This is a genomic window from Streptomyces sp. NPDC104096, assembly GCF_055584385.1.
This window is the reverse complement of record NZ_JBVJMD010000033.1, coordinates 34694-53720: the sequence shown is the minus strand read 5'-3', so window position 1 is coordinate 53720 and position 19027 is coordinate 34694. Positions and strand designations below refer to the sequence as shown.

Sequence of the window (19027 nt, the reverse complement as noted above, 5' to 3'; positions counted from 1 at the left end):
CCGTGCGACCACCGGAGGCGACGATGTCCACGGCAGCCCGTGCAGCGCATTTCGTACGGTCCTTCGAGCGGGGGCTGGCCGTCATCCGCTCCTTCGACGCCGAGCGGCCCGCGCGCACCCTCAGCGAGGTGGCCCGCGCCTGCGGACTGCCCCGCGCGGCCGTCCGGCGCCTGCTGCTCACCCTCGTCGACCTCGGCTACGTCCACAGCGACGGCCGCCTCTTCCGGCTCACCCCCCGGGTGCTGGAACTCGGCTACGCCTACCTGGCCGGACTGACCCTGCCGCAGATCGCCCGGCCGCACCTGGAGCAACTCGTCGCCGAAGTACGGGAGTCGTCGTCGCTGTGCCTCCTCGACGGTGACGACATCGTGTACGTCGCCCGGGTCCCGACCCGCCGCATCATGTCGGAGTCGATCACCGTGGGCACCCGGTTCCCGGCGCTGGTGACCTCCGTGGGCCGGGCGATCCTCGCCCACGCCCCGGACGGGGAACTCGACGCCCGGCTCGCCCGGGCGTGCCCGCGCCCGCTGACCGCGCGCACGATCGTCGCCCCCGACGCCCTGCGCGCCGAACTGCGGCGCGTGCGGCGGCAGGGCTACGCCCTCGTCGACCAGGAGCTGGAGGAGGGACTGCGGTCCGTGGCCGTCCCGGTGCGGGGCCGGGACGGCACCGTCGTCGCGGGTGTGAACATCGCCGTGCACGCCGGCCGCACCACCGTCGCCGCCGTCCGCCGCGACCTGCTGCCCCCGCTGCTGGCGACCGTGGCGCGGATCGAGGCGGACCTGCGGATCCCCGGTCCGGCACCGGCCGCCGCCGACGCACCCCGCGAGGCCCGGGGGCCGCATCGGTCCGGGCCGCCGCGGACACCCGCCGGGTGAGCCGGTCGTCCGGCCGGTGGGCCCGCGTCCGCCCGGTGCGTACGGGCGTACGGGCGTACGGGCCTGCGGGCGCCCGTGGGACCGGTCCGCCGGCCACACGGGCGCCGGGTCCCGCACGGGCGGCCGCGGGGCGAGGTCCCGGCGGGGCCGTTCGGCGGCGGTCGGCGGCGGTCCTCGCGCTGCTTCGGCCGGGACGCAGCAGGATGGGAGGAGCGACGGACCGTTGCGCCTGCGACGGACCGTTCCGGATCCGATGAGGAGGCCGCCCGTGGTCGAGCCGCAGCGTGTGATCGCCCCGCCGGCCAGGTCCGCCGTGGTGCTCGTGGCCACTGTCACGCCGGGGCGCGAGGACCTGGTCCGCGCACTGCTGGAGGACGTGTCGGGCCTGCGCCGCTCGGTCTCCTTCCGCGCGCCCGACGACGAACTCGACTGCGTGGTCGGCATCGGGTCGGCGGCCTGGGACCGGCTCTTCGCCGGACCCCGGCCACAAGGTCTGCACCCGTTCGTGGAGTTGACCGGCGAACGCCACCACGCCCCGGCCACCCCCGGCGACCTTCTCTTCCACCTGCGGGCCCGCCGCATGGACCTGTGCTTCGAACTGACCCGGCTGATCGGGGAGCGGCTGCGCGACGCGGTCACGGTGGTCGACGAGGTCCAGGCCTTCAGGTACTTCGACGAGCGGGACCTGCTCGGCTTCGTGGACGGCAGCGAGAACCCCGAAGGGAGGCGCGCGGACGACGCGGTCTTCATCGGCGAGGAGGACCCCCGCTTCGCCGGGGGCAGCTATGTGATCGTGCAGAAGTACCTGCACGACCTGACCGCCTGGAACGCCCTGCCCGCCCAGGAGCAGGAGCGGGCCATCGGGCGCACGAAGTCGGCCAACGTCGAACTCCCCGACGACGTCAAACCCGCCGACTCCCACGTGGCCCGGACCACCGTCACCGACGAGGACGGCACCGAGCGCAAGATCATTCGCGAGAACATGCCGTTCGGCACGGTCGGCAGGGGCGAGTTCGGCACGTACTTCATCGGCTACGCGCGGACACCGGACGTGACCGAGCAGATGCTGCGGAGCATGTTCCTCGGCGACGGCCGGGCCACGCACGACCGCATCCTCGACTTCTCGACCGCGGTCACCGGATCCCTGTTCCACGTGCCGACCGCCACCTTCCTCGACGACCTGCCCGCCCGGCCGGCCTGAGCGTCGGCGCGGACCCGGCCGGCCACGGGCCCCTGCGTACGACCGGGCGCCGCACCGCGGTCGTGACCCGATGCCGTGGACGGGTCACGCTCCGCCAGGGACGGCTTCCCCGGTGAGGTGTCCGCCGGGTGTGCCGCGAGGCGTCCGCCGCGTGCCGCCGCGGTTGCGCGACTACCCTCGTTCCATGGTGCGCGACAAGGGAACGGAAGCGCTGTTCCCGCCTCGCGGAAGCAGTACTCCGCGAGGAGCCGACCATGCGCTCGGCCCGTGCCCGGGGGTGTCCCTGCCCACGGGTGATCGCTCGGGCGCGCACCGGAGGAGGACGGACACATGGGACACCACCACAAGTCCAACCAGGCGGTCGAAGGCGCCACCGACTACAGCCGGAGCAGGGGGATGCCCCTGCGGCCCGACCTCGACGCCCTCGAACTGCGCGCGGACCGCGACCGCCGGGAGATGGCCCTGCCCACCGCGACCCCGCTGACCCCGCAGGCCGCGTATCTGGAGGTGCAGGCCGAGGTCGACCGCCGGGCGAGCACGGGTGAGCTCCCGACGGGCACGGTCACCCGCAAGACACGTGCCCCCTTCCCGCCGACCGGCTACCAGGAGTGAGAGCTCCAACAAGCCCGCGACGGTCCGCAGATCATCCCTGTCCCTCGGGAGGCGTCCCGAGGGACACCACCACCGCCGTCACCCTGCGCTCGGGCGTGTCGTAGTGCACCGGGTCGCCCGCGCCACGGCCGAGGAGCGCCCGACCGAGCGGACTGTCGGCCGTGACCAGGGTCTGGTCCGAGGCCTCGGCCCGCTCGCCGATCTGGAAGGTCTCCGTCGAGCCGTCGGCGAAGCGCACGGTGACCGTGCTGCCCACACCGACCCGCTCGGTGGAGGGCCGGCCTGCCTCGGCCGCCTGGCCGAGCCGCGTGGTGATCTCCGAGATACGGGCGTCGAGCCGGTCGAGTTCGTTGGCGCGCTGCAACTCGTCGGCCTCGTCGGCGCGGTCGCCGACCGTGTCGGGGTCCCGCAGGGTCGCCGCGACCGTCTCGCGTTCCGCGCGGACGTCGGCGAGCTCCTGTTCGAGGGCGCGCCGGCCGGCGTCGCTGATCGGCGCGGGTTCGCTGGTCATTCCTGCTCCTCGGGACGGGCGGGGCGGGTGGGATGAATAGGGCGAAAGGCCTTATTTCTGCGCATCCTAACGGAGGTGGTGCGGCGTCACAGGGCTCGGTCGCACCGCCGAAGCGAGGCGTCGGGCCTGCCGCGGGCCCGTCCCGTGGCGCCCGGTGACCCGCCGGAATAGCCTGAGGAGGAGCGACGACCATCGGGCCGGGCGGTCACCGGGCCGGACCTCGACGGTCGAAAGGGATGAGTGCCTTGAACGCCTCCCACGCGGACCAGGGGCGACCGGAACCCCGAGTCGGCCCCGTCCCCACGGAAGAACCGCGCTTCCATCCGTACCACCATCCGGCCGCGGGCTGGGGCGCCGCCAAGAGCGTGACCCGTGTGCTGACGCGTGAGCGCGCACTCGTGGACGGGCCGCGGGCGATCATGCGGATGAACCACGAGAACACCGGTTTCGACTGCCCGGGGTGTGCCTGGCCGGACGACACCAAGGGTCTTCACCTGGACATCTGCGAGAACGGCATCAAGCACGTCACCTGGGAGATGACCCGCAAGCGGGTGGGCCGCGAGTTCTTCGCCGACCACACGGTCACGGAACTCTCCGGCTGGAGCGACTTCGCCCTGGAGGACCAGGGCCGGCTGACCGAACCGATGGTGTACGACCCCGAGTCCGACCACTACGTCCCGATCGCCTGGTCCGACGCGTTCGGGCTGGCCGGCCGGATCCTGCGGGAACTGGACGACCCGAACCAGGCGTCGTTCTACACCTCGGGCCGCCTCGGCAACGAAGCCACCTTCCTGTACCAGCTGTTCGCCCGCGAACTGGGCACGAACAACCTGCCCGACTGCTCCAACATGTGCCACGAGGCCAGCGGCCGCGCCCTTCAGGCGTCCCTGGGCACCGGCAAGGGCACGGTCGACCTCAAGGACTGGGAGACCACCGACGCCCTGTTCATCATGGGCGTCAACGCGGCCTCCAACGCGCCCAGGATGCTCACCGCGCTCGCCGAGGCGTACCACCGCGGCGCCCGGATCGTGCACATCAACCCGCTGGTCGAGGCGGCCGCCACCCGCACCATCGTGCCGCACGACTTCATGGACATGGCCCTGATGAAGACGACCAGGACCAGCACCCTGAACCTCCAGCCCCGGATCGGCGGCGACATGGCGCTGCTGCGCGGCATGGCCAAGGCCGTGCTCGAAGCGGCCAGATACGATCCGAAGGCGGTGGACCACGAGTTCATCGACCGCTACACGGCCGGCTTCGACGACTACCGCAAGGTGTGCGAGACGACCACCTGGGAGGAGATCGAGCGGCAGGCCGGTCTCGACCGCGCCGACATCCTCGCGGCGGCACGCGTCTACGGCGACGCCGACCGCAGCATCGTCAGCTGGTGCCTGGGCGTCAGCCAGCACGAACACGGCGTCGACACCGTCCGCGAGATCGTCAACCTCCTGCTGCTGCGCGGCAATCTGGGGCGCGAGGGAGCGGGACCGTCGCCGGTGCGCGGGCACAGCAACGTCCAGGGCAACCGCACCTGCGGCATCGACCACCGGCCCACCGAGGACTTCCTGGAACGCCTGGCAGAGGTCTGCAAGATCGACCCGCCGCACGAGCACGGGCTCGACACCGTCGCCACCATCCACGCCATGCACCGCGGCGACGTCAAGGTGTTCGTCGGCATGGGCGGCAACTTCGCCCTCGCCGCGCCCGACACCCCGTACACCTACGAAGCCCTGCGCAGGTGCGAACTCACCGTCCAGGTGAGCACCAAGCTCAACCGCAGCCATCTCGTCCACGGCCGCCGGGCGCTCATCCTGCCGTGTCTGGGCCGCACCGAGAAGGACGAACAGCGCGGTGGCCTCCAGAGCACCTCGGTCGAGGACTCGATGAGCATGGTCCACCTCTCCCTCGGTATGAAGCGGCCCGCCTCGCCGCACCTGCTGTCCGAGCCCGCCGTCATCGCCGGCCTGGCCCGCGCCGCCCTCCCCGGGAGTGACACTCCGTGGGAGTGGTACGTCGAGGACTACGACCGCATCCGCGACACGATGGCCCAGACCCTCGACGGCTTCGAGGACTGCAACCGCAGGGTGCGCCTGCCGCTCGGCTTCCGCATCAGACAGCCCGCCCGCGAACTGGTCTTCCTGACCCCCTCCGGGCGCGCCGAGTTCTCCGCCGCCCCGCTGCCCGACGTCGTCCCGCCCCCGGGCACCCTGGCGCTGGGGACCATGCGGTCCCACGACCAGTGGAACACGACCATCTACTCCGACGACGACCGCTACCGGGGCGTCAAGGGGCTGCGCACGCTCGTCTTCATGAACGAGGACGACATGCGCGAGCGCGGCGTCCGCGAGTTCGACCCGGTCGACATCACCGGCACCGCCAAGGACGGCAGCCACCGGCACCTCGACGGCTACCTCGCCATTCCGTACGACATCCCGCGCGGCTGCGCGGCCGGCTACATGCCCGAGATGAACGTGCTGTGCGCGATCGGCGACTACAGCACCCAGAGCGACCAGCCGTTGATGAAGCACGTCAAGGTCACCATCACCAAGGCTGCCTGACCCGCGGCTGCTTCAGGTGTCGGCGCCGGCGTCGGCGGCCGCGTCCTGGACGTCGTGGTGGCTGTGTGTCATCAGCTCGCCCATGTCGCCGACCGAGGGGTCGAGCTCCGCGGCCCGCGGCGCGACGCGTCTCAGGAAGTCGGTCGTGGCCAGGGCGGTCTCGACGGCCTTGTCCATCTCATGGTCGGCGAGATGCTCCTCGATCCGGAAGGCGAGGCCGGCGAGCGTCTCGTCGTCGGTCTCCGGCAGCAGACAGCCCTGAAGACCCGGCGGGACCGGCGTCTGCTCGCGGAACTCGCGCAGCGACGTGACCACGGCGGAATTCCCGCTGAACTCGTCGAGCAGACCCATCACGACGTACAGCCGGGCCGTCAGCCGGGGGAGGCCGGGGAAGCCGTCCAGCCAGCGCATCAGCTTCTGCTGACTGCCGACGTGCTCCAGGATCTGCGACATGACCGACGCGTAGGTGTTGGTCTGCGACCAGTGGAAGGGCAGCATCCCCGCCACCTGCTGGGCCAGTTGCACCTGCTGCTGCGGCGAGAGGGCGTCGTCGACGAAGCCGGCGGCCAGCTCGCCGTCGATCCCGAAACCGGGGGTCGGCGACCGGTGCTCCGAGGTGCGCGACAAACCGTGGCGCAGGCGCAACAGCTCTTCGCCGATCTTGCTCAGCGGCTTCTCCCGCATGGATCCTCCCGGCCTTGAGGTGCTGGTCGTCCCTGGTGGGCGCGTCTGGGCCCGCACCAACACCCTGCCGTCCAGGACCGGGGAGCGCGCGCCCGATGGCCCATGCGGGCTAGGACCTGTCGTTCGGATCAGGCCGGCCATGACCGACGTGACTGCTCGGCGGCCGGCCGGGCCGGCCGTGACGGTGCGGCCGCCGTGGTCGCCGTGGCGGCCGGAACCGGGAGCGTCCGTTAATGTCCAGATCCATGCGTATCTGGCTGCCGCTCTCCGCCATCCCACGGCTGGCCTGTGCCGGGCTCGTCGGGGCCGCGGTCGGCGCCGCCGTCGCCGTGCCGACCGACGTACCGCTCGGTGTGCTGGCCGGCATCGCCGCGACCGAGGCCTTCTTCGTGGTGACGGGCTGGATCGTGCTGTGGCCGATGGACGCCACCGCCACGCAGCGGCACGCCCGGCGCGAGGATCTGCGACCCGTGGCCGAGGAACTGGCGGTGATCGGGACCGCGGTGTGCGGACTGGTCGGCATCGTCGTGCTGCTGCTCGGCAACTCCGACCCCGGCCACGGCGTGACGGCACTCCTCGGCGTGTTCGCCGCCTGGTCGGCCCTGCACCTGATGTACGCCACCCGGTACGCCTACCTCTACTACCCGCAGTCCACGGGCGGGATCGACTTCAACTCCACGGAGCCACCGGCGTACCGGGACTTCATCTACTTCAGCTACAACCTGGGCATGACGTACCAGGTCTCGGACACCAGCGTGTCGAGCACCAGGATCCGCGCCATGACGCTGCGGCACTGCCTCCTGTCGTACGTCTTCGGCACCAGCATTCTCGCCAGTGCCATCAACCTCTTCGTCGGCATCGTCACCCGCTGAGCCCGCCGGGGGAGCATCACAGCTCCAGGACCAGCCGTTTCCCCCGGCAGCGGGAGACGCAGATCATCATGGTCGTGCCTTCCGCCCGCTCCTGGTCGGTCAGCACGGAGTCCCGGTGCTCCGGGGTGCCTTCGCGCACGTCCGTCTCACAGGTGCCGCAGGTCCCCTCGGCGCAGGAGTACAGCACCTCCACACCGGCGGCGCGCACGGTCTCCAGCACGGAGACACCCGGGGCGACGGTCAGCGTACGACCGCTCAGCGCCAGCTCGACCTCGAACGCGAACTCGCCCCCGGACGCTTCCTCCCGGCCCGTCGGCGGCGGCTTCGGCCGGAACCGCTCGACGTGCAGGACACCGGACGGACACCGCGCCTCGACGGCGTCGAGCAGCGCGCCCGGTCCGCAGCAGTAGACCAGGGTGCCGTCGGGGAGCCCGTCGAGCGCCGACCCGAGGTCGAGCAGACCGCACTCGTCCTCGGGCACGACGGTGACCCGCTCCCCGTACCCGGCCAACTCCCCGGTGAACGCCATGGAGTCGCGGCTGCGACCGCCGTACAGCAGCGACCACCGCGCGCCCCGGGCCTGGGCCGCCGCCACCATCGGCAGGATCGGGGTGATCCCGATGCCGCCCGCGACGAAGAGGTATCCGGGCGCGGGCCGCAGCGCGAAGTGGTTGCGCGGGCCGCGCGCCCGCACCGGGGCGCCCTGCCCCAACCGCTCGTGCACATGGGCGGATCCGCCCCGGCCGGCCGGCTCCCGCAGCACCGCGATCCGCCACGCGGTACGGTCCGCCGGATCGCCGCACAGCGAGTACTGCCGCTCCAGGTCCGGGCCGAGCAGAAGGTCGATGTGGGCGCCGGGCTCCCAGTCGGGCAGCAGTTCGCCCCGAGGGTGGCGCAGGGTCAGGGCGAGCACTCCGTCGGCCGCGAACTCGCGCCGCTCGACGACGAGTTCGACGTCGGGGACGGTCATGAACCGTCACCTCGGGGCTGGTGTCCTTCAGGGTGGCCGAGCATCCACTCCCACATCTGGACCGGGTCCTGCGCGCGGTGCTCGGCCCCGCAGTGGCAGGTGCCGTGCAGCACGTCGGTCCCCGGCAGCCAGTCGACGCGGTAGATCTCGCGCGGCTCCCGCGGCGGGAGGCCGCTCACCGGGCCCGCTCCACCGGCTTGCCGCCCTCCTCGACCAGCCGGGCGAGGATACGGCGGGCGGCCAGACCACCGGTGTCGATGTTGATGCTCAGCTCCTGGTGACCGGCGCGCTCGCTGCCGAGCGTCCGCTGGAGCAGGTTCAGCGCGTCGACGTCCTGCATGACGACGGTGTGGTTGTTGCTCCGCAGGAACTCGGTGACCTCCTCGTCGTCCGTCGCCCAGTCCCGCGACACCGCCCAGAAGTCGTACACCCTGCCGTCGGACGACGGCGTGATCGCGTACGTGATCTCGGTGTGGAAGCCGCCCGGGTCGCTGCCGTCCGCCTCGGGCAGCACCCCGGCCGGGGCGATCCGGCTGTGCAGCAGGTACAGACACGGCGCGTGGTACTCGATGTCCTGCCAGCGGGTGATCCGGCCCTCGATCCCGGTCGAACGGGCGTAGAACGGCGGGCACTCGGCGTCGTCCATGCGCCGGCTCACCCGCACCACCCCCGCGCCCTCGTCCACCTCGGTGCTGATCGGGGTCTCGGCGACCTCGGGCGTGCCGATGTAGCCGCCGTGCAGATACGTCTCGTGGGAGAGGTCGAGAAGGTTGTCGACCAGCAGCCCGTAGTCCGCGTCGATCGGCTCCATGCCACGGACCGTGGTCCAGCCGGGGGAGTCGAGATGCCGGGCGCGCGGAATCGTCCCGGGGTCGGCCGACGCCGGGTCGCCGATCCACACCCACACCAGCGAGTCCCGCTCGGCCACCGGGTACGAGGCGACGCGGGCCGTGCGCGGGATGCGCCGCTGGCCCGGCACGTACACACAGGTGCCCGTGGTGTCGTACGTGAACCCGTGGTAGCCGCACACGATCCGGTCGCCGTCCAGCCGGCTCTCCGACAGCGGGAAGCGCCGGTGCACACAGCGGTCGTGCAACGCCACCGGCGTCCCGTCCGCCTCCGTCCGGTACAGGACCAGCGGTTCCCCGAGAACCGTCCGTCCGAGCAGCTCCGCGCGCCCCACCTCGTGGCTGTAGGCGGCGACGTACCACTGGTTCCTGGCGAAGGCGGTCGTATGAGGCATGGCGTCCCCGTCCCTGGGAGCGGGGCCTCGTCGCCCCGCCTGGTGTGGTTCGAGCCAGGGTCCCGACGGCCGTGCCCGCCGCGCAACGCGCCTTCCGTCAGGCGGAAGTCCGGTCACAGGGCCCGTCCCCCGGCGAGTTCGGCGTCCGGATCCCGCTCGGCCCCGCGTCGCCCGGACGCCCGAGGGCGAAGCGTGGCGGCGCGGCTCCGGACTCCTGCTGGGCGAACCCCTGTATGGCTCGTGACCCGAACCGGAACACACGGGCGGCCGCCCGGCGGTGGTCAGCGCAGGCGGGCCGCCGCGGTGCGGGCCAGGGACAGGGTGCGGGAGCGGGCGGGGGCCGTGGGGCTGCCGGCCTCGCCGAGGATCACCAGGGTCGTGCCGACGACCACCAGCACCAGGTTCTCCTGCACGGTGAACGTCTCGCTGGTCACGGTGATCGTGGCATGCCACGAGACGTCGCCGATCCCCGCCGGGCCGAGCGCCGACACATGTTCCGTACCCGTCATTCCGTCGCTCCAGCCGATGCTGAACGTGCCGCACCCGGACAGCACGTTCGCCGCGTGCGCCAGCTCCTCGCGCGCGCCCCGACCGGGCGAGCGGCGCAGCACTTCCTGGAGGAAGGGCCCGCTCTGGCTCTGGGCGAAGGTGACCCTGGCCTCGACGGCGCCCGCGCGGGTGGTGCGGTAGGACTCCAGGGCGTTGAGCGTGTCGAGGCAGGCGACGTGGTCGGAACGGGTGGGCGGATCGTTCTGCAGCACCGTCTTCACGTAGCCGGACGGCAGTTGGGCGGTCGTCAGGAGGGCTGCCGAGAGGGGAGGGGCGGCGGAGGGCTTGGGGGCTGCGGTCCTGGTGGGCGGACGGCCCGAGCCGCCGGATCCACCTGAACCGCCGGACGTGCCGGACCCGCCGGACCCGCCTGAACCACCTGTGCCGCCGGACCCGCCGGTGGTTCCCGACCCGCCGGAAGTGCGCGATGTCGCGGAGGGCGAGGCGGAGGCGGGGGCCGAGGTCCTGGGCGTTCCGGAGGCCGGACCCGCAGTGGTGGGAGAGGCGCTGGTGGCGGAGGGCGCGGACGCGGTGGGTCCGGTCGGTACGACCATGCCCGACCCGTCGGAAGCGCTGCCGCACGCGGTCAGGGCGGTGGCCAGCATCGACACCGCGAGCGGTACGACGGCGGCGTACCGGCGTCGGCCGACGGGGGACCTCGAAGCGAGTGGCTGGTTCACGCGTGTCTCCTGGGGAGGCCGGTCGGGTCGGGCGGGTGCGCTTGTGCCGTGGGTCAGCGGTGGTAGCGGTAGTAGAGGTCGCAGCGCAGGAACGAGGCGATCACCGCCTCGTTGTCCACGGGTCCGGCCGGATCGCGCAGCAGGACGGTGGACGCGGCCCGCAGCACGGCGTCGTCGACGCCGCCCAGCTGCTCGGCCGTGTCGTGCCGGCGCCGCGGGTCGGTCCAGATGGCGGTTCCGCCGAGGGTCAGCGCTCGGCACACGAGGGCGGGGTCCGAGCGGGATCCGTCCGTCCGCTCCTCCTCGGGCGGGAGGACGGGGAGTTCGTCCAGGGGCACGGTCCGGTCACCGGAAGCGTCCGGTGAGCCGGTCGCTCCGGGTGGAGCGCTCACGGCGGTGGCCGGGGCCGCCGAGGGCACGGATCCCGGTGTGGTCCGCGGCCCGGCGGACCGCACCGCCGACGCCTGGACGAACCGGCCGCCGGCCGCCGCCCACCCGGCCCCCGCCGTGACGAGCACGCCCGACAGCACGAGCGCGAGCACCGGAGCGGGGCGCGGCCGGCGTACGACGACGGTTCCTTCGTGATGCCGACCAGGGACCGCGGCCGCATCGGGCGCCTGCGTCCGGCCCCCTGAGCGCAGGGCCGACCAGATGACGGGGGTCAGCGCGCCGACGACGCTCACCGCGACGCCCGTCACCCACCAGGGCGAGTCGACCACGCTCCAGCGGATGCCGGCCGCCGCGCGGGCCGCGGTCAGCCGGGCGAACAGGAACCAACTGCCCAGCGGTACGGCGAGCAGGAGCCCGGACAGCACGAGGACCGCCGCGCACAGGGAGGCCGAGCGCGGCCCGGTCACCGAGGCCTGTGCGGCGCGGGCGAGACCCCTGGTCCACAGCGCGAACAGCGAGCCGCCGATCACCAGGACCGCCGCCAGCGCCAGCACCTGCGCCAAGGGAGCGCCGGCCAGCGAGAGCTCCGTGGCCAGTCCGTCCGCGGTCCTGGTGTCGCGCACCCAGTCACCGGCCGCCCGCCCCGACAACTGGCTCCCGGCGAACAGGCCGAGGCCGAGCAGGGCCCCGGCCCCGGCCGGGCGCAGGCCGGCCGCGTCCCGGTGGCCCACCGCGACGGCCCGCCACCACGCCACGGTCACCACGCCCGCGATCGCCCAGCCGGTCAGCAGCCCCGTCACCGTGTACGCGAGCTGGGTCCGCGTCGGCATCAGGGCGGCGACCAGCAGGGCGAGGTCGGTGAAGAGCAGTCCGGCGGCCAGGCCCGTGGCCAGGGACTCGAAGGGCGAGACGCCCCAGGACCGCGCCGGGTCGGCGAGCACGTCGAGGCGGGCCGCGGGGGTGGGATGGCTGGCGAGACCCACGGCCCGCAGCAGTCGCCGACGCGGGCCCGGCGGGCGGTCGGAGCCGATGTGGTCGGCGGCCGCGCCCCGCGGCGCACGCGGATCCGCGTCCGCGCCGAGATCGGCGTCGTGCTCCCGTACGCGCAGCACCGAGTACAGGGTGAGCCGTACGGTCAGCAGGACGACCGCCATCCGCACCAGCAGGCCGGTGCCGAGCAGAGCCGGCTCGACCAGCAGCGCGACGCCGACCGGGAGGACGACGGCGGCGAGCAGGATCCACCAGGCCGCGGTGGCCAGCCGTACCCGGCCCACGTCCCGCAGACGCAGATGGGTCAGCTCGTGCCGGAACATCGCCTCCACCTGCCGGTCGGGGAGGTTGAAGACGTTGGAGTCGGCCACGATCCACGGCCTGCGCCGGGTGCCCGACGCGCGGGCCTGGACGCCGACGCGCCGCCCGCGCACCCACAGCGCGGGCCGGGGGCCGTCCGGGTCGGCCAGGGCCGCGGTGAGCCGGTCGGTGAGCGACGAGTCGTCGGGCCTCGCCCGCCACCACCACAGGTCCAGCCGGACCCTGGCGGCCCGGTGCACCAGGGCGAGGACCAGCAGGGCGAGCGGCCCGCACAGCACCACCGCCGCCTGGGCCAGCCGGACGTCGTCCACGCAGCCGGTGAACCGGGCGAGCACCGCGTCCGGGGACGGCCCGGCGCCGGGCAGACAGGCGAGTTGGGCGGCCGGCCAGTTGTCCTGCCCCAGGACCAGCCACCACCAGGTGCCGAAGGAGGCTCCGGCGGCCGCGACGAGGACGAGCAGCGCCAGCCGGGTGGTGGTCGGCAGGGGCAGCGGGCTGGACACGAGCGTGCGGGCGACGGCGCGCGGGTCGGCGCCGGGAGGGGTGGCGGGGGAAGGGGCGGTGGGGGGAGGGCCGGAGTCCGGCGTGGCGTCCGGCGTGGTGGTCATGAGGCGGGCGGGCTCGCGGGTGTCTGGGGTGTCTGGGGTGTCTGGGGTGTCCGGGCGTCGTCCGGTGCGTCGGGGGGCCGTGACGCCGAGCCGCCGGCCCGGTCCTCGGCCGGCGGTATCACGGCCATGACGATGACGAGGGCGCACCTCTCGGCCTGGGTGTGCGACAGACCCGCGTCCCGGCCCCGGTCGAGCGCCCAGTCCGTGAGTTCCTGGCGTGTCACGCCGGAGAGCTCGGGCACGGAGCCGGTCAGCGCCTCGCGTCGTTCCTCGGCCGCGGCGTGGCGTGAGCGGCGCTGCCGCCAGCGTCGGACCAGCCCGCCGCCGTGTTTCCGGATGCTCCCCGAGGCGAGGTCGGCGAGGACCTGCGCCACCACCGGCACGAGGATCGGCAGCAGGACGGTGGTCTCGACGCCGATGCCCAGCGGGTCGCTGCCGGGCCGGTGCAGCGGCTGCGGCGGGTAGGGCCGGGCCGCGTAGGCCCGGCAGGTCTCGTCCACTTTCGGCAGTTCGGCCGGGGCCAGGCGACGGGTCACGTCGCGCAGGACGTCCTGTCCGGTGCGGTGGTGCATGAGTTCCTCCCGTGGGGACGGACCTTCAGGGCGCGTGGGCGCCCTGTCATGCGGTGTGTTCGACGGGCCGTGTCCCATGGCCCACGACCCGTCGCAGGAGCGATCGGCGCGCAGGCCCCGGACGGCCCCGGGCCGCGCGGGTCAGCCCCGTCGGTCGCGGCGCAGGCGCCGGGCCAGCGCGAGGGCGGTGCCGGCCGCGCACACGAGCGCGGCCGCGCCGGCCACGGCGGTCAGGCCGGGAGTTCCGGTGTCGGCGAGCTGGTCACCCTCCGTACCGCCGGACAGCGGCGAGGGGGCGGGCGCGTCGGAGAGGGTCGGCGCGGCGGACGTAGTGGAAGGGGAAGCAGCGGCGGAGGCCGACGCGCTGCCGCTCGGTGTCGCCGACCCGCTCGCCGACCCGCTCGGCGTGGCGCTCGCCGAGGTGCTGGGCGTCGTCTTCGCGACGACGGAGTAGGACGCCTTGCCGTCCATCAGGAGTACCGGATCGATCTCCGGGAGGGGCTGGATGAGCCCCTGGGCGACGAACTGGAGGGTGGTCCCGGCCGGTACCGCGGCGGCCAGCGAGACGCGCAGGGAGATCCGGGCGGTGCCGCCCGCCGGGAGCGAGCCCACCGACGGCAGCCCGGCGTCCGTGCTGAGGTAGCCGGTGAGCGCGGTCTCGCTCGGGGTCAGTTCCACCGGGCGCCACACGGACGCGGCCGAGTCCAGCCACTCCACCGTGACCTGATCGGGCGTCAGCGCTGTCGCGGGCGGCGCCAGCCGCAGCCCGACGGCGACGATGAAGCTGTCCGTGATGTCGGTGTCCAGCGTGTTGTGGAACAGCGCGTCCATGGCCAGCGGGGCGCCGCCGGGCACCACCTGGCCGGAGGCGGGTGTCAGCTCGGCGTACGGCGCCACCGGGTCGGCGGCGCCGGCCGGTACGGCGGACAGGACCAGCGAGAAGAGGACAGTGGCGCAGCCCAGCAGGGCAGCGAGAAACGGTCTACGGCGCATGGCAGATCAGCTCCCCCGAAAGCGCGCCCCCAGCGCGCTTCTTGGCGTGATATCGGCGAGTTTAAAGGATGAAACGCTTGTAAGGGGAGAGGTGTTTCATTCCGACAATAAGGGGCGACGGTGAATCAGAGGGTCGGGTGGGGCGAATGAGAATGCGCATGTGAATCGCCGCACGCATGTGAATCGGCCCGCAGCTGTGAATCGTCGCGCGCATGTGAAGGGGAGCGCGAACGGAAAGGGGGTGCGAGCGGAAATGGAAAGTGAACGGGGACGAGGGGCTCGGTTCCGGGTCAGCAGGCCCGGCGCCACGTCCCCAGTTCCCGTTTCTTCAGCATCGACGACAGCTTCAGCTTGCGGGACTCCGGGCAGAAATCGCTGGTCGATCCCTTGTACTCCACGTGGAAGACCGCCTTGCCGGCCTCGACGAACGGAGTGAGCTCGGCGCACTCGCCGTACTGGGCGCATTCCTCGTTGACGGCGAAGTCGAAGTCGTTCAGCAGCTGGGGAATCTGCGGGAGATCGTTCTTGAGGCCCACCGGCAGGCCGCGGTCGTGCGCGATTTCCGAGATCATCCGGTTGTAGGCGAGCTGGTCGTGCGCGGTGAGCGGGAATCCGGTGTGGTTGTCGTAGCCCTCCACCAGGTCCGGCTCCACCGCGTCGAAGCCTTTGCCGCGGCACATGTCGAAGCGGCGTTCCATGATCGGGCGCAGCGTGGAGAGCTGCCGGATGTCCAGCCAGCGTTCGCCCTCCCAGCCGTTGGGCGCGCCGAGCAGGGCCTGCGGGAAGTCGCTCCGGTCGGGACGGAAGTCCTCCCAGGCGCCGACGTTGACGTAACAGATGACCTTGCGGCCGTCGCGGTGCAATCGGGCCACGTCCGCGGCGGAGTTCTCGAAGCCGTCGATGTCGTAGACGGACACGTCGGCGGCTGTCGGGTCGACCTTCCCGTCGAGCTGCCACTGCCAGGCCGCCCCCGGGCGCGGCTGCCAGCGCCCGCCGGTGGAGGAGCCGGCGGAAGGGTTGCCGGAAGACCCGGCGGAAGGCTTGCCGGAAGGCGTTCCGGAACATCCGGTCAGCGCCCCCGCCGCCAGGGTGGCCAGAAGTGTCGCGCAGATCAGTGCCGTGCTGTTTCTCATCGTTCCGTCCAGGTCAGGGCCGGGATCAACTGATATCAGGGGCGCGGCGGTCGTCCCGTCGCGGGTCCGCGGGCCGCGGCGCACCCGCACGTACCGGTGACTTTCACATCCCCGCCATCGCACCCTTCCCTGCCGTTCGGCGCCCTTGGAAAACTCCTTGCGCGCACGTCCCGTCACATTCCCGCCAGCCGTGTGCGTCACGACGAGAGGGGTACCTCAACCATGTCCGAGGTCAACCGGCGCCGATTCCTCCAACTCGCGGGCGCCACAACAGCGTTCACGGCCCTGTCGAGCAGCATCGCGCGTGCCTCCGCGCTCCCGGCCCACCACCGCACGGGGTCCATCGAGGATGTCGAGCACATCGTCGTGCTGATGCAGGAGAACCGATCCTTCGACCACTACTTCGGCTCCCTGCGCGGTGTGCGCGGCTTCGGCGACCCGCGCCCGGCCTCGCCCACGCCCGGCCGGACCGTGTGGCGCCAGTCCGACGGCACCAGGGACGTCCTGCCCTTCCACCCCGACGCCGACGACCTGGGCATGGCGTTCCTCCGGGACCTGCCGCACGGCTGGAACGACGGCCACGCGGCCTTCGCCGGGGGCAGATACGACAAGTGGGTGTCGGCCAAGTCGTCGACGACGATGGCGTACCTGACCCGCGACGACATCCCGTTCCACTACGCGCTCGCCGACGCCTTCACCATCTGCGACGCCTACCACTGCTCCTTCATCGGCTCCACCGACCCCAACCGCTACTACATGTGGACCGGTCACACCGGCAACGACGGCCTGGGCGGCGGCCCGGTCCTCGGCAACGACGAGGCCGGCTACGGCTGGACGACCTATCCCGAACGCCTGGAGCAGGCGGGCGTCTCCTGGAAGATCTACCAGGACGTCGGCGACGGCCTCGACGCGGCCGGCGGCTGGGGCTGGATATCCGACGCCTACCGTGGCAACTACGGCGACAACTCCCTTCTCTACTTCGACCAGTACCGTGACGCCAAGCCCGGCGAACCGCTCTACGACAAGGCCCGCACCGGCACCGACGCCCGCAAGGGCGAGGGCTTCTTCGACCAGCTCAGGGCCGACGTCACGGGCGGGAGACTGCCGCAGGTCTCCTGGATCGTCGCCCCCGAGGCGTTCACCGAGCACCCCAACTGGCCCGCCAACTACGGCGCCTGGTACATCGCCCAGGTCCTGGACGCCCTGACCGCCGACCCGGCCGTCTGGGCGCGGACGGCCCTGTTCATCACGTACGACGAGAACGACGGCTTCTTCGACCACCTGGTACCGCCCTTCCCGCCGGCCTCGGCCGCGCAGGGCAGGTCCACCGTCGACCCCGGCCCGGACGTCTTCAAGGGCGACAGCGGCCATGTCGCCGGCTCCTACGGCCTGGGCCAGCGGGTGCCGATGCTCGTCGTCTCGCCCTGGAGCAAGGGCGGTTACGCCTGCTCCGAGACCTTCGACCACACCTCGATCATCCGGTTCGTGGAGCGCCGCTTCGGGGTGCACGAGCCGAACATCTCGCCCTGGCGGCGGGCCGTCTGCGGCGACCTCACCTCGGCGTTCGACTTCTCCCGCGCCGACACCCGGCCGGTCGTCCTGCCGGACACCGACGGCTACCGGCCGCCGGACGGCAACCGTCACCCCGACTACGTGCCCACCCCGCCCGCCGATGCCGTACTGCCCCGGCAGGAATGCGGCTCGCGGCCGACCCGGCCGCTCAAGTACGCCCCGGTGGTGGACGGTTCGGCCGACCCGGACGCCGGGACGTTCACGCTCGCCTTCGCCTCCGGCGCCCGGGCGGGCGCGGCCTTCCTCGTCACCTCGGGCAACCGGACGGACGGCCCCTGGACCTACACCACCGAAGCCGGCAAGTCCGTCTCCGACGCCTGGAACACCGCGTACTCCGCGGGCTCGTACGATCTGACGGTGCACGGCCCGAACGGCTTCCTGCGCGCCTTCAAGGGGTCGGGCGCCGCCGCGGGCCCCGAAGTCACCGCCCGCCACCACGGCGACGCCGTCGAACTGACCCTCGCCAACAAGGGCTCGGCGACGGTGGAACTGAAGCTGGCCGACGGCTACGGCGGACGCGCGCGCACCCTCGAGGTGCGTCCCGGCGCCACGGTCCGGCACACCGTCGACCTGACCGCGAGCCGGCGTTGGTACGACCTCACGGTCACGTCCGCCACCGACGCGGCCTATGTGCGGCGATTCGCCGGACATGTGGAGAATGGTCGACCCGGTGTCAGCGACCCCGCCCTCGCCACCGGATGACCCGGCGCGCGGTCGTCGCGGACAGCCCTTTCCAGGGGCTGGTCAGGTCCCCGCATGTGCAGGGTAGTGTGCCCCGGTGACCACGCATTCGAACACACCTGCAGGCTGGTACCCGGATCCGCACGGGGCGTCCCAGACGCTCCGTTACTGGGACGGCGCGCAGTGGACCCAGCAGACCGCCCCCGACCAGAAGCAGGGCGGACAGGCCCCCGCGGCGCCGCACATTCCGCAGCAGGCCGACCCGCGCGTGCAGCAGCAGGTGCAGCAGGAAGCCGGGGTCGCCCCGAGCGGTCCCGGCGGCGGCACCTTGTTCTCCGAGCCGGTCCTGGTGGTGAACCAGAAGGCCAAGCTGATCGAGCTGACCAACGAGTACAAGGTCATGGATCAGAACGGCAACGCGCTCGGCTCGGTCGTCGAGGTCGGCCAGGGCGTGCTGCGGAAGATCCTGCGCTTCGTCTCCAGCCTCGACCAGTACCTCACCCACCGGCTGGAGATCCGGGACGCCCACGGCCGGCCCGTCCTGCGGCTCACCCGCCCGGCCAAGATATTCAAGTCCCGGGTGATCGTGGAGCGTGCGGACGGTCAGCCGGTCGGCGAGATCGTCCAGCAGAACATGATCGGCAAGATCAACTTCGCCATCAACGCCAACGGTCAGAAGATCGGTGCCATCAAGGCGGAGAACTGGCGCGCCTGGAACTTCGCGATCGTCGACCACGCGGAGAACGAGGTCGCCCGGATCACCAAGACCTGGGAGGGCCTGGCCAAGACCCTCTTCACGAGCGCGGACAACTACGTCCTCCAGATCCACTACCAGCTGCCCGAGCCGCTGCTGAGCCTCGTGGTCGCGACGGCCCTGACGGTCGACACGGCCCTGAAGCAGGACGCCAGGGGCCTCGGCTGACGCCGACGGCGGGGAACTCGCCCACGGACACACGGAATCCCGCGCGCCGCACCACTGCGGCGCGCGGGATTCCGTGTGTCTCGCCCC

At 72.5% G+C, this 19027-nt stretch carries 17 protein-coding genes; 7 read left to right on the top strand and 10 right to left on the bottom strand.

What is annotated here, in order from left to right; all coding sequences use genetic code 11:
- Nucleotides 1-23 precede the first annotated feature (23 nt).
- The 3 genes from ACZ60B_RS28090 (at nt 24) to ACZ60B_RS28080 (ending at nt 2691) form a co-directional block, all read left to right on the top strand.
- Nucleotides 24-878: an IclR family transcriptional regulator domain-containing protein gene (locus tag ACZ60B_RS28090; protein WP_469391665.1), complete on the top strand. Its 855-nt coding sequence runs from the start codon at nt 24-26 to the stop codon at nt 876-878.
- A 268-nt stretch (nt 879-1146) separates the two neighbouring features.
- Complete coding sequence (locus ACZ60B_RS28085; RefSeq protein ID WP_469391663.1) at nt 1147-2079, top strand: Dyp-type peroxidase; 933 nt, start codon at nt 1147-1149, stop codon at nt 2077-2079.
- Between the two features lie 330 nt (nt 2080-2409).
- Complete coding sequence (locus tag ACZ60B_RS28080) at nt 2410-2691, top strand: hypothetical protein (RefSeq protein ID WP_450665358.1); 282 nt, start codon at nt 2410-2412, stop codon at nt 2689-2691.
- Between the two features lie 31 nt (nt 2692-2722).
- Here ACZ60B_RS28080 and ACZ60B_RS28075 read toward each other — a convergent pair whose 3' ends face one another.
- Complete coding sequence (locus ACZ60B_RS28075; RefSeq protein WP_469391661.1) at nt 2723-3202, bottom strand: GreA/GreB family elongation factor; 480 nt, start codon at nt 3200-3202, stop codon at nt 2723-2725.
- A 236-nt stretch (nt 3203-3438) separates the two neighbouring features.
- Here ACZ60B_RS28075 and ACZ60B_RS28070 point away from each other — a divergent pair, with 236 nt between their 5' ends.
- Nucleotides 3439-5760 (top strand): FdhF/YdeP family oxidoreductase, encoded by a 2322-nt coding sequence (locus ACZ60B_RS28070; RefSeq protein WP_469391659.1) that lies wholly within the window; start codon nt 3439-3441, stop codon nt 5758-5760.
- A gap of 12 nt (nt 5761-5772) precedes the next feature.
- On the opposite strand, the gene ACZ60B_RS28065 is transcribed toward ACZ60B_RS28070, so the two are convergent.
- Complete coding sequence (locus tag ACZ60B_RS28065; RefSeq protein ID WP_469391657.1) at nt 5773-6444, bottom strand: hypothetical protein; 672 nt, start codon at nt 6442-6444, stop codon at nt 5773-5775.
- Nucleotides 6445-6689: 245 nt separating this feature from the next.
- On the opposite strand from ACZ60B_RS28065, the gene ACZ60B_RS28060 reads away from it, so the two are divergent.
- Nucleotides 6690-7316 carry a DUF1345 domain-containing protein gene (locus tag ACZ60B_RS28060; RefSeq protein ID WP_469391729.1) on the top strand — a complete coding sequence of 209 codons (627 nt, stop codon included), beginning with the start codon at nt 6690-6692 and terminating at the stop codon, nt 7314-7316.
- Between the two features lie 16 nt (nt 7317-7332).
- Here the strand turns inward: ACZ60B_RS28060 and ACZ60B_RS28055 are convergent, their stop codons facing one another.
- The 8 genes from ACZ60B_RS28055 to ACZ60B_RS28020 form a co-directional block, all read right to left on the bottom strand.
- Nucleotides 7333-8286 carry a PDR/VanB family oxidoreductase gene (locus tag ACZ60B_RS28055; RefSeq protein WP_469391655.1) on the bottom strand — a complete coding sequence of 318 codons (954 nt, stop codon included), beginning with the start codon at nt 8284-8286 and terminating at the stop codon, nt 7333-7335.
- Entirely contained in the window at nt 8283-8465 is a 183-nt protein-coding gene (locus ACZ60B_RS28050; protein ID WP_469391653.1) for a hypothetical protein, read from the bottom strand. The genes ACZ60B_RS28055 and ACZ60B_RS28050 overlap by 4 nt, the downstream gene beginning before the upstream one ends.
- Nucleotides 8462-9529, bottom strand: a complete 1068-nt coding sequence (locus tag ACZ60B_RS28045) for an aromatic ring-hydroxylating dioxygenase subunit alpha (RefSeq protein WP_469391651.1) — start codon at nt 9527-9529, stop codon at nt 8462-8464. The genes ACZ60B_RS28050 and ACZ60B_RS28045 overlap by 4 nt, the downstream gene beginning before the upstream one ends.
- A 281-nt stretch (nt 9530-9810) precedes the next feature.
- The gene (locus tag ACZ60B_RS28040; RefSeq protein ID WP_469391649.1) at nt 9811-10758 is read right to left on the bottom strand and encodes a hypothetical protein; all 948 of its coding nucleotides are present in this window, start codon (nt 10756-10758) and stop codon (nt 9811-9813) included.
- A gap of 53 nt (nt 10759-10811) precedes the next feature.
- Nucleotides 10812-13067 (bottom strand): hypothetical protein, encoded by a 2256-nt coding sequence (locus ACZ60B_RS28035; RefSeq protein WP_469391647.1) that lies wholly within the window; start codon nt 13065-13067, stop codon nt 10812-10814.
- Complete coding sequence (locus ACZ60B_RS28030) at nt 13064-13639, bottom strand: hypothetical protein (RefSeq protein WP_469391645.1); 576 nt, start codon at nt 13637-13639, stop codon at nt 13064-13066. The genes ACZ60B_RS28035 and ACZ60B_RS28030 overlap by 4 nt, the downstream gene beginning before the upstream one ends.
- Nucleotides 13640-13780: 141 nt before the next feature.
- A complete protein-coding gene (locus ACZ60B_RS28025) occupies nt 13781-14632 on the bottom strand; it encodes a hypothetical protein (protein WP_469391643.1) in 852 nt (283 codons plus the stop codon).
- Between the two features lie 290 nt (nt 14633-14922).
- Nucleotides 14923-15765 carry an endo alpha-1,4 polygalactosaminidase gene (locus ACZ60B_RS28020; RefSeq protein ID WP_469391641.1) on the bottom strand — a complete coding sequence of 281 codons (843 nt, stop codon included), beginning with the start codon at nt 15763-15765 and terminating at the stop codon, nt 14923-14925.
- 222 nt (nt 15766-15987) lie between these two features.
- Between ACZ60B_RS28020 and ACZ60B_RS28015 the strand changes: the two genes are divergently transcribed.
- The gene (locus tag ACZ60B_RS28015) at nt 15988-18039 is read left to right on the top strand and encodes a phosphocholine-specific phospholipase C (protein WP_469391638.1); all 2052 of its coding nucleotides are present in this window, start codon (nt 15988-15990) and stop codon (nt 18037-18039) included.
- Nucleotides 18040-18115: 76 nt separating this feature from the next.
- Nucleotides 18116-18940, top strand: coding sequence for an LURP-one-related family protein (locus ACZ60B_RS28010; protein WP_469391636.1), 825 nt, complete (start codon nt 18116-18118; stop codon nt 18938-18940).
- The last annotated feature ends 87 nt before the right edge of the window (nt 18941-19027 follow it).

Bases quoted from the DNA above. Each gene is read 5' to 3' on its own strand.
- ACZ60B_RS28090 (WP_469391665.1), top strand. From the start codon at position 24: ATGTCCACGGCAGCCCGTGCAGCGCATTTCGTACGGTCCTTCGAGCGG.
- ACZ60B_RS28080 (WP_450665358.1), top strand. From the start codon at position 2,410: ATGGGACACCACCACAAGTCCAACCAGGCGGTCGAAGGCGCCACCGAC.
- ACZ60B_RS28075 (WP_469391661.1), bottom strand. From the start codon at position 3,202: ATGACCAGCGAACCCGCGCCGATCAGCGACGCCGGCCGGCGCGCCCTC.
- ACZ60B_RS28070 (WP_469391659.1), top strand. From the start codon at position 3,439: ATGAGTGCCTTGAACGCCTCCCACGCGGACCAGGGGCGACCGGAACCC.
- ACZ60B_RS28065 (WP_469391657.1), bottom strand. From the start codon at position 6,444: ATGCGGGAGAAGCCGCTGAGCAAGATCGGCGAAGAGCTGTTGCGCCTG.
- ACZ60B_RS28060 (WP_469391729.1), top strand. From the start codon at position 6,690: ATGCGTATCTGGCTGCCGCTCTCCGCCATCCCACGGCTGGCCTGTGCC.
- ACZ60B_RS28055 (WP_469391655.1), bottom strand. From the start codon at position 8,286: ATGACCGTCCCCGACGTCGAACTCGTCGTCGAGCGGCGCGAGTTCGCG.
- ACZ60B_RS28045 (WP_469391651.1), bottom strand. From the start codon at position 9,529: ATGCCTCATACGACCGCCTTCGCCAGGAACCAGTGGTACGTCGCCGCC.
- ACZ60B_RS28035 (WP_469391647.1), bottom strand. From the start codon at position 13,067: ATGACCACCACGCCGGACGCCACGCCGGACTCCGGCCCTCCCCCCACC.
- ACZ60B_RS28030 (WP_469391645.1), bottom strand. From the start codon at position 13,639: ATGCACCACCGCACCGGACAGGACGTCCTGCGCGACGTGACCCGTCGC.
- ACZ60B_RS28025 (WP_469391643.1), bottom strand. From the start codon at position 14,632: ATGCGCCGTAGACCGTTTCTCGCTGCCCTGCTGGGCTGCGCCACTGTC.
- ACZ60B_RS28020 (WP_469391641.1), bottom strand. From the start codon at position 15,765: ATGAGAAACAGCACGGCACTGATCTGCGCGACACTTCTGGCCACCCTG.
- ACZ60B_RS28015 (WP_469391638.1), top strand. From the start codon at position 15,988: ATGTCCGAGGTCAACCGGCGCCGATTCCTCCAACTCGCGGGCGCCACA.